The sequence below is a fragment of the Pseudomonas citronellolis genome (assembly GCF_029335315.1).
Lineage (GTDB): Bacteria > Pseudomonadota > Gammaproteobacteria > Pseudomonadales > Pseudomonadaceae > Pseudomonas > Pseudomonas citronellolis_A.
The window spans coordinates 1-9099 of the sequence record NZ_JARJLT010000311.1 but is presented as its reverse complement, the minus strand read 5'-3'; the positions used below and the strand labels follow the sequence as shown (position 1 = coordinate 9099).

The following is a 9099-nucleotide window of genomic DNA, read 5'->3' as shown; positions in this document are numbered from 1 at the left end:
AGCGGCACCAGAAGGTCTACGCCACCCTCGGCGAGCTGATGGGCCAGTTCCACGCCCTCGCGCTGCACACCTACACCCCCGAGGAGTGGGCCGAGCAGGGCGCGGCGCCGGATTCGCCGACCTGCCGCGGCGGCAGCAAGCACGACCACTGACGCTGCCCGGGTCTTGCGGTAGAATGCGCCAACGCCGGCACCGATTGCCGGCGTTGTCTTTTCCGAGAGTCTGTTTACGATCTCGCGAGCTAGAGCAGAACAAGGCGCAACGACCAACGGGAGTAACAGCCGAAGGCTGGCCCGAAGGGCGAGCGCAGCGAGTCAAACAGGCGAGGAAAGCACCGGGCTCGCGATCGAGTTTAGATAGCTAAATGAGCATTACTCGCCTGTTTTCAACGCAGTTATGCCGACGCGCAGCCGATCGTAGATAGGCTATGACCCGGTCCGCCCTTTACGCGGGCGACCACTGGAGGATGTACCCCATGACCCGCTCCATCGTCGTGGCGGCGCTGTACAAGTTCGTCTCCCTGCCGGACTACGTCGCGCTGCGCGAACCCCTGCTGCAGACCCTGCTCGACAACGGCGTGAAGGGCACCCTGCTGCTCGCCGAGGAAGGCATCAACGGCACCGTGTCCGGCACCCGCGAAGGCATCGACGGCCTGCTCGCCTGGATGCGCCTGGACCCGCGCCTGGCCGATGTCGACCACAAGGAGTCGTACTGCGACGAGCAGCCGTTCTACCGCACCAAGGTCAAGCTGAAGAAAGAGATCGTCACCCTGGGCGTGCCCGGCGTCGATCCCAACCGCCGCGTCGGCACCTACGTCGAGCCGCAGGACTGGAACGCGCTGATCAGCGACCCGGAAGTGCTGCTGATCGATACCCGCAACGACTACGAAGTGGCCATCGGCACCTTCGCCGGCGCCGTCGACCCGCGCACCAAGTCGTTCCGCGAGTTCCCCGAGTACGTGAAGGCCCACTACGACCCGGCGAAGCACAAGAAGGTCGCCATGTTCTGCACCGGCGGCATCCGCTGCGAGAAGGCCTCCAGCTACATGCTCGGCGAAGGTTTCGAAGAGGTCTTCCACCTCAAGGGCGGCATCCTCAAGTACCTGGAGGAAGTGCCCGAGGCCGACAGCCTGTGGCGCGGCGACTGCTTCGTGTTCGACAACCGGGTGACCGTGCGTCACGACCTCTCCGAGGGCGACTACGACCAGTGCCACGCCTGCCGCAACCCGATCTCCGCCCTGGACCGCGCCTCCGAACACTACGCGCCGGGCATCAGCTGCCCGCACTGCTGGGATACGCTGAGCGAGAAGACCCGCGCGAGTGCCCGCGAGCGGCAGAAACAGATCGAGCTGGCGAAGGCGCGCAACCAGCCGCACCCCATCGGCCGCGATCCGCGGCAGGTCGCCCTGGAGGACTGACGCGTGGCCAAGACCCGCCTGCTCTATGTGATGGACCCGATGTGCTCCTGGTGCTGGGGCTTCGCGCCGGTGGCGCAGGCGCTGGCCGAGCAGGCCGAGGCCGGCGGCGTGCCGCTGGCGCTGGTCATGGGCGGGCTGCGCACCGGCCATGGCGCGGCGCTGGAGCCGACCACCCGGCGCTACATCCTCGAGCACTGGCACGCGGTGCAGCAGGCCACCGGCCAGCCGTTCCGCTTCGAGGGCGCGCTGCCCGACGACTTCGTCTACGACACCGAGCCGGCCTGCCGCGCGGTGGTCGCCGCGCGGCGCCTCGACGAGGCGGCCGCCTGGGCACTGGTCAAGGCCATCCAGCAGGCCTTCTACGCCGAGGGCCGCGACACCACCAGCGCCGCCACCCTGGCGCAGCTGGCCGAGTCGGTGGGCCTGCCGCGCATCGAATTCGCCGAGCTGTTCGACAGCGCCGACAGCCACCAGGCGACCCAGGCCGACTTCTCCTGGGCGCGCGACCTGGGCATCGCCGGTTTCCCCACACTGCTGGCCGAGCGCGACGGCCAACTGGCCCTGCTGACCAACGGCTACCAGCCGCTGGAAGAGCTGGCGCCGATGCTCGAACGCTGGCTGGAGCGCGGCCGCCAGGCCTGAACGGGCCACTCTCAGGCCAATCGCTGCACCTCCAGGAAGCCCACGCAAGCCCCCAGGTCATGGCGCACCCCGGCGCTGCCCAGCGCCCGTGCCGGAATGCCGCGCAGCAGGTCGAGCAGGGCCGCGTCGCTGCGGTAGCGCGGGTGCCAGTCGAGCAAGCCTTCCAGATAGGCGATACCGCTCACCCCCGGCTGGAAGTTGCACAGCAGCAGGCGCCCGCCGACGGCCAGGCGGCCGAACAGGTTGCGCAGCAGCTGCGCGGCGCTGGCGTCGTCCAGCTGTTCGAGGGCGTCGGCGGCGTAGATCAGGTCGAAGCCGACCAGCTCGGTCAGGCCGCCGAGCAACTGCGGCAGCCCGCCCGGCCGCGCCTTCACGCCCATCCATGCGTAGCAGCGTTCGATCACTTGCAGGTGCTGGGGGTTGCCGTCGACGGCGATCAGCTGCTGCAGGCGCCCCGGTCGCACGTTGCGCGCCAGGTCCAGTTCGCGCAGGTGCCCGGCGCCCACGCAGAGGATGCGCGCCTGCCCGGCGTGGCGTGCGCAGGCCTGGTCGATTTCCCGTGCCAGCAACTGCCGGCGCAGGCGCAGGGCGCGCGCGGCCGGCGCCTCGCGGGCGTAGCGCTGCAGTTCGGCGTCGCCGGCGCAGGCGGCCAGGTGCGCCGCGTGGCCGTCGATGCCGTACAGGTAGTCGAGCAGCACGGCGTTGCCGAAGCGCTCGCGGGCCTGCGCCGGGCACGGCCGGGGGAACGCCAGGATCGGGTTCGGCGCCTCCTGCGCCGCGAAGCCGCTGTCGCGGTCGTGCAGGCGGCGCAGGGCGTCTTCCAGCTGGCCGATGGCCCGGTCCAGCTGTTCCAGGTCTTGCGGAACTCTTTCGTTGTCCATGCGCCGCCCCTCCCAAGGCACACACGTTGCGCGGACAACGCTATCCGCCGGCGCGTCGCCGGCCATCATTCAAACGAATGAAGGGGCGCGATTCAGGGTTTGGCCAGGCGCGCCAGCAGGTGCACCAGCTCGGCCTGGCGGCCGGTGTCGGTCTTGCGGAACAGCGCGCGCAGCTGGCTGCGCACGGTGTTGATGGAAACCCCCGCGTGGCTGGCGCACTGCTCGGGCGTCAGGCCCTGGACCAGCAGCGTGGCGAGGCGCTGCTCGGCGGCGGTGAAGTCGAACAGGTCGGCGAGCATGGCGCCCTGGGCCGCCTGTTCGAGCAGGGTGAGCAGCACCAGCGGCTTCTGGAACGGCTGGTTGAAGCGCGCCTCGGCGGCCACCGGAGTGGCCAGCAACTCGGCGCCGTCGCCGCCGGGCAGGCGCAGCCAGCCGGCGCGGCGGCGTCCCGAGCGGCCGCCGGCCTGGCGCAGCAGGGCTTGCAGGCGCACGTCCTGCTGGCGCGCGGCGAGGCGCCCGAAACGCGACAGGAACGGGCTGTCGCGGCGCGCCAGGCAGCGCTGCGCGGCCTGGTTGCAATAGAGCACGCGGCCGTCCACGTCGAGCAGCCACAGCGGGTTGGGATGGCGGTCCAGCAGCAGGTCGCGCTTGGCCAGTTCGGCGCGCAGGTCGTTGACCTGCTCGAACATCCGCGCGGCGCGCAGCAGGTGCGGGCTCAGGCGCTGGAGCAGGCGCTGCTCGCCCTGGTTGGGAAAGCGCGCGCCGACGCTGGTCAGCACCGACAGGTAGATGCCCGAGGTGGCCTGTTCATGCAGCTTCAGGCAGGACACGTGGAGCATCCCGTTGGGCCGGTGGAATTCCTGGTAGAAGGGGTCGCGGCCGATGTGCGGCAGGCCGAAGTCGCGCACGTCGTGGTACCAGTCGCCGACCGCGCGGTCGAGCATGAACCGCCGCGACGGGTCGATGTGGCAGAACTCGCGGTTGTAGGCGGCGATGGCGGCCGGGTCGCAGAGGTGGATCTCGCTGGCGTGGGCGCCGCTCTCGCTCTGGTCCCAGAACAGCAGCGCGCCCTGCTGGCGGCCGCTGTGCTCGACCAGCGAGGCGAGCAACGGGCGCCAGGACTCCGGCTCCAGCACGCAGTCGTAGCTGAGCCCGATCAGGTGGTCGTAGCGCTCTTCGAGGTCCTGCTGACGCACCTGTGCCTCCTGGCGGGAGAGTCGGATCGAGCAGAGGTATGGCATATGGCCGGCAGGCTGGCAAGGCGCCATCCGACGATCGTCGCCTCTGCCACCGGTCGGGTGGCGCGGAGCGTCTGCGGCGCGGCTCGGGGCGCGGTGCCAGCGGGGCCCACGGGCTTTCGTCCATGCGCTTTGGGTGACAGCGCGCTTTCCCGGGCTTGAGGAATCGCTACCATGGCGCTATGAGTTAGGGAACAAGAGACGCGCCTGCCTGGCGTGAAAGGGCTTGCCGCCATGCTGTATGGGGCGGGGCAACGAAAGGAATCCGATACAATCCATGGGTGCATCTGGGCAGAGCCGTATTCGCCATGACTCCCGGCTGTTGAAGCTGGTATGGCCGTTCATCCTCGTGGTCCTCCTGCAAGGGCTGCTCGGCGTGGGCAGCCTTTATCTGATCTCCGGTGTGCGCGCCTACGTCGGCGGCGAAAGCCTCTGGTCCAAGGGCCAGAAAGACGCCATCCACTACCTGCAGCGCTACGGCGAGACCCGCGACGCCGAGGACTACCGGCGCTACCAGCAGGCCATCGCCATTCCCCTCGGCGACCGCCTGCTGCGCACCGCGCTGGACAGCCCGCAGCCGGACTACGAGCTGGCGCGCAAGGGCATCCTCGCCGGCGGCAACCATCGCGACGACGTCGACGCCATCATCTGGCTCTACCGCTACTTCCACGACTTCAGCTACTTCCACGACGCGGTGCGCTTCTGGAAGGAAGGCGACCGCTTCCTCGACCAACTCAGCGGCATCGCCGCGGAAATGCACCAGCGCATCCAGAGCAACCAGGTCGGCCCCGGTGACCTGGCCTACTGGGACCAGCGCATCCAGGCGATCAACGAGGGTGTGACCCCGGCCTCGATGGCCTTCAGCGCCGCCCTGGCCGAAGGCTCGCGGGCGGTGATGCGCCTGCTGCTGGTGGCCAACATCGTCAGCGGCCTGACCCTGATCCTCCTGGCGGTCTGGCGCACGCGCAAATCGCTGCTGGCCCAGCGCGCCTTCGAAAGCGCCCTGGGCAGTGAACGCGAGCGCGCGCAGACGACCCTGGCGGCGATCGGCGACGCCGTGATCACCATCGACGAAAACGCCTGCATCGCCTACCTCAACCCGGCCGCCGAACGCATGATCGGCTGGGAGAGCGAGATGGCCGTGGGGCTGCCGCTGAAGTCGCTGCTGCGTATGCTCGACGAAGGTTCGGAGGAAGAAGACCTGGCGCTGATCGGGCAGATCCTGCGCGGCGAGGTGGAGGCCGGCAGCGAGACCAGCAAGCTGCTGCAGCGCCTGGACGGCAGCGGCGTGGTGGTGACCCTGGTGGGCACGCCGATCCGCGTCGAGGGGCGCATCGTCGGCGCGGCCCTGGTGCTGCACGACATGACCCGCGAGCGGCAGTACATGGAAAGCCTGTCCTGGCAGGCCACCCACGACGCCCTGACCGGCCTGAGCAACCGCCGCGAATTCGAATTCCGCCTGCAGCAGGCGCTGGAGCGCAGCGCCCACCGGAGCGACCGCCACAGCCTGATGTACCTGGACCTGGACCAGTTCAAGCTGGTCAACGACACCTGCGGGCACGCCGCCGGCGACGAACTGCTGCGCCAGGTCTGCAGCCTGCTCGAAGGCTGCCTGCGCGAGGGCGACACCCTGGCCCGCCTGGGCGGCGACGAATTCGGCGTGCTGCTGCAGAGCTGCCCGCCGGAGGTCGCCGTGCAGATCGCCGAGAGCCTGCGGCAGACCGTGGAGAACCTGCACTTCGTCTGGGACCGGCGGCCCTTCAACATTACCGTCAGCATCGGCGTGGTGCACGTCTCGGCCATGCTGGTGTCGGTGGAGGAAGCCCTGCGCTGCGCCGACATGGCCTGCTACCTGGCCAAGGAAAAGGGCCGCAACCGCGCCCAGGTGTTCAGCCCGGACGATAGCGAACTGTCGCTGCGCTTCGGCGAGATGGCCTGGGTGCAACGCATCCGCCAGGCCCTGGAGGAGGACCGCTTCTGCCTCTACGCCCAGCGCATCCAGGCGGTCGACCCGAACAGCGACGAGGGCCTGCACGTCGAGTTGCTGCTGCGCCTGCTGGACGAGAACGGCCGCCTGGTGCCGCCGAACAACTTCATTCCGGCCGCCGAGCGCTACGGCCTGATGCCGCAGATCGACCGCTGGGTGGTCAAGCGCGCCTTCGACCTGCTGGCGCAGCGCCGCGAGGCCGGCTGCGAGCCGATCGCCACCTGCGCGATCAACCTGTCCGGAGCGACCATCGGCGACGCCGCCTTCATCGAGATGCTCCGCGAGCTGCAGCCGGCCTACGGGCTGGCGGCGGAAAGCATCTGCTTCGAGGTCACCGAGACCAGCGCCATCGCCAACCTGGTCAGCGCCACCCAGTTCATCCACGACCTCAAGGGCATGGGCTACCGCTTCTCGCTGGACGACTTCTGCGCCGGCATGTCCTCCTTCGTCTACCTCAAGCACCTGCCGGTGGATTACCTGAAGATCGACGGCAGCTTCATCAAGGACATGCTCGAGGACCCGATCGACCGCGCCATGGTCCAGGTGATCAACCAGATCGGCCACGTGATGGGCAAGCGCACCGTGGCCGAGTTCGTCGAGTCGGTGGAAATCCTCGAGGCGCTGCGCGAGATCGGCATCGACTACGCCCAGGGCTATGCGCTCGGCCGGCCGCAGCCGTTCGGCCGGCACTACTCGAGCCAGGCCGAGCCGGCGGTGGCGGAACCGGACACAACCTCCGGACGGTGACAGCCGGTTGGCCGTCATCTAGTCTGGTGGCCGATGTCACTTGTGTGCACAGGGATGGCCAGCATGAACGAGACTTTCCTCCGCGTCGGACCCTTGAAGGACCTGGACAGCTACCCGCAGTGGGCGCAGGACCTGGTCAGCGCCTGCCAGCCGGCGCGCTGCGCGGTGTCCGGCCACGCGTTCTACCAGCGCATGCGCGACGGCCAGGTGTCGGCGCAGACCATGCGCACCTACCTCATCGGCGGCTGGCCGGTGGTCGAGCAGTTCCCCCTGTACATGTCGCAGAACCTGCTGAAGACCCGCTTCGGCCGCTCGCCCGGCGAAGACATGGCGCGGCGCTGGCTGATGCGCAACATCCGCGTCGAACTCAACCACGCCGACCACTGGCTGCGCTGGGCCGAGGCCTACGGCGTGGGCCTGGCGGCGCTGCGCGCGCAGGACGTGCCGGAGCCGCTGCACGCCCTCGGCCACTGGTGCTGGCACACCAGCGCCGCGGACGACCTGGCGGTGGCCATGGCCGCCACCAACTACGCGGTGGAAGGGGTGACCGGGGACTGGTCGGCGCTGGTCTGCTCCACCGACGCCTACGAGCAGACCCTGCCGGCCGAGCAGCGCAAGGGCGCGATGAAGTGGCTGCGGCTGCACGCCCACTATGACGACGAGCATCCCTGGGAAGCCCTGGAAATCATCTGCACCCTGTGCGGCGAGGGGCCTTCCGCGGAGCGCTGGGACGAGCTGCGCGCGGCCATCTGCAAGAGCTTCCGCTACATGGAACTGTTCCTCGACCATTGCCTGGCCCAGGAACTCAGCGGCAGCGTGCGCCGGCCACAGGTGCGCGTGGCCGGCTAGCGCCGCCGTCAGGGCAGCAGGATGTTCTTGTCGCTGCTGCCCTCGTTCACTTCGCGATAGCGCAACAGGCCCTCGCTCAGCGGCGACTCGCGCAGCCCCTCGGGGCGCGGCAGGCGGCCTTCGTCGAACCACTGGCCGAACTGTTCGAGCATGCGCGCGCAGGCCACTGTGTCGTACAGCAGCGAATTCACCCCCACCAGTACGCCGCCGCGGCGGTACAGCGCCAGCGCTGGCAGCTGCACCTGGCCGTCCACCGGCGCGGCGATGATGGCGATGCGGCCGAAGGTGGCCAGCGCCGGCACCGCCGCCGGCAGCCAGAAGCCGGTGGTATCGAAGATCACCTCGGCGCCGCCGGGGAACACCGCGTTGACCTGTTCGGCCAGGCGTTCCGGCTGCTCCAGCAGCAAGCTGGGGATGCCGCGGGCCTGCAGCTCGGCCACCTGCTCGCTGCGCCGTACCCCGGCCAGCACCTCGGCGCCACGGGCGCGGGCCAGGTCCAGCGCGGCGGCGCCCACGGCGCCGGCGCCGATCACCAGCAGGCGGGTGCCGGCGCGCACGTCGCTGCGCTCCAGGGCGTCCCAGGCGGTGGTGTAAGGCACCCCGCAGCTGGCGGCCTGGGCGAAGCTCAGCGACTGCGGCATCAGCGCCACGCCGCCGGCCGGCAGGGTGAGCATGCCGGCGTGGCTGCCGTCGCGCAGGAACCCCGGCCCCTTGCCGGTGCCCCACACGGACTTGCCGAGCAGGTCGGCCGGACCTTGCACCACCACGCCGGCGAAATCGCGGCCGGGCACGCGGGGCAGGGTGGTGTAGGGGAAGCGGCCGAGGACGTTCTTCACGTCGCTGGGGTTGAGGCCGGCGGCGCGCACCTCCACCAGCACCTCGCCGGCGGCGGGCACGGGGGTGGGCAGCTCGACCAGTTGCAGGGCGTCGAGGTCGCCGGTACGGGCGAATTGCAGGGCTTGCATGGCAGTCTCCGTCAGTGGGGGATTCAGTGGAACCAGCGCAACAACAGCTCGCGCCCGACCGGCAGCAGGCTCTCGCCCAGCTGCATGCCGAGCAGGCCGACCAGGGCCACCAGCGGCGGCGCCGGCGACCGGAAGTCGAGCAGGTTGTAGAGCACACCGACGGCGACGCCGATGGCCAGTGAGATCAGGTAGTTCATGGGGGCGTCCGGGGCGTTCGGTGGAATGCCTGCAGTCTAGGCGCGCGACCGCGCCGGCATCGGCCAAGGACTTCGGAGTTTCGGACAGATTGTCGAAGGCGGGATCTCTTGCGCACCCACGCTAATCCGTCATCCCGCGTTCGCGGGAATGACAGGGTCGAGTGCGGAGTTTCCCC

The 9099-nt window shown here is 69.6% G+C and carries 9 protein-coding genes; 5 read left to right on the top strand and 4 right to left on the bottom strand.

Annotation, left to right across the window (positions count from 1 at the left end):
• The 3 genes from P3W75_RS23450 to P3W75_RS23440 all read left to right on the top strand — a co-directional run.
• Positions 1–152 (top strand): BolA/IbaG family iron-sulfur metabolism protein (locus tag P3W75_RS23450; RefSeq protein WP_276229709.1); only part of this gene is annotated, 152 nt, incomplete at its 5' end.
• A 323-nt stretch (positions 153–475) separates the two neighbouring features.
• Entirely contained in the window at positions 476–1417 is a 942-nt protein-coding gene (locus P3W75_RS23445; protein ID WP_276229707.1) for a rhodanese-related sulfurtransferase, read from the top strand.
• A gap of 39 nt (positions 1418–1456) precedes the next feature.
• Positions 1457–2059 carry a DsbA family protein gene (locus P3W75_RS23440; RefSeq protein ID WP_276229708.1) on the top strand — a complete coding sequence of 201 codons (603 nt, stop codon included), beginning with the start codon at positions 1457–1459 and terminating at the stop codon, positions 2057–2059.
• An 11-nt stretch (positions 2060–2070) separates the two neighbouring features.
• On the opposite strand, the gene P3W75_RS23435 is transcribed toward P3W75_RS23440, so the two are convergent.
• Positions 2071–2940, bottom strand: coding sequence for a class I SAM-dependent methyltransferase (locus P3W75_RS23435; protein WP_276229706.1), 870 nt, complete (start codon positions 2938–2940; stop codon positions 2071–2073).
• 92 nt (positions 2941–3032) lie between these two features.
• The gene (locus P3W75_RS23430) at positions 3033–4136 is read right to left on the bottom strand and encodes a helix-turn-helix transcriptional regulator (protein ID WP_276229705.1); all 1104 of its coding nucleotides are present in this window, start codon (positions 4134–4136) and stop codon (positions 3033–3035) included.
• A 319-nt stretch (positions 4137–4455) separates the two neighbouring features.
• Here P3W75_RS23430 and P3W75_RS23425 point away from each other — a divergent pair, with 319 nt between their 5' ends.
• Complete coding sequence (locus tag P3W75_RS23425; RefSeq protein ID WP_276229704.1) at positions 4456–6912, top strand: EAL domain-containing protein; 2457 nt, start codon at positions 4456–4458, stop codon at positions 6910–6912.
• 63 nt (positions 6913–6975) lie between these two features.
• Positions 6976–7761, top strand: a complete 786-nt coding sequence (locus P3W75_RS23420) for a TenA family transcriptional regulator (protein WP_276229703.1) — start codon at positions 6976–6978, stop codon at positions 7759–7761.
• Between the two features lie 8 nt (positions 7762–7769).
• Here P3W75_RS23420 and P3W75_RS23415 read toward each other — a convergent pair whose 3' ends face one another.
• Together P3W75_RS23415 and P3W75_RS23410 are read right to left on the bottom strand one after the other, a co-directional pair.
• Positions 7770–8726: a quinone oxidoreductase family protein gene (locus tag P3W75_RS23415; RefSeq protein WP_276229702.1), complete on the bottom strand. Its 957-nt coding sequence runs from the start codon at positions 8724–8726 to the stop codon at positions 7770–7772.
• A 23-nt stretch (positions 8727–8749) separates the two neighbouring features.
• A complete protein-coding gene (locus tag P3W75_RS23410) occupies positions 8750–8923 on the bottom strand; it encodes a DUF1427 family protein (protein ID WP_276229701.1) in 174 nt (57 codons plus the stop codon).
• Positions 8924–9099 lie beyond the last annotated feature (176 nt).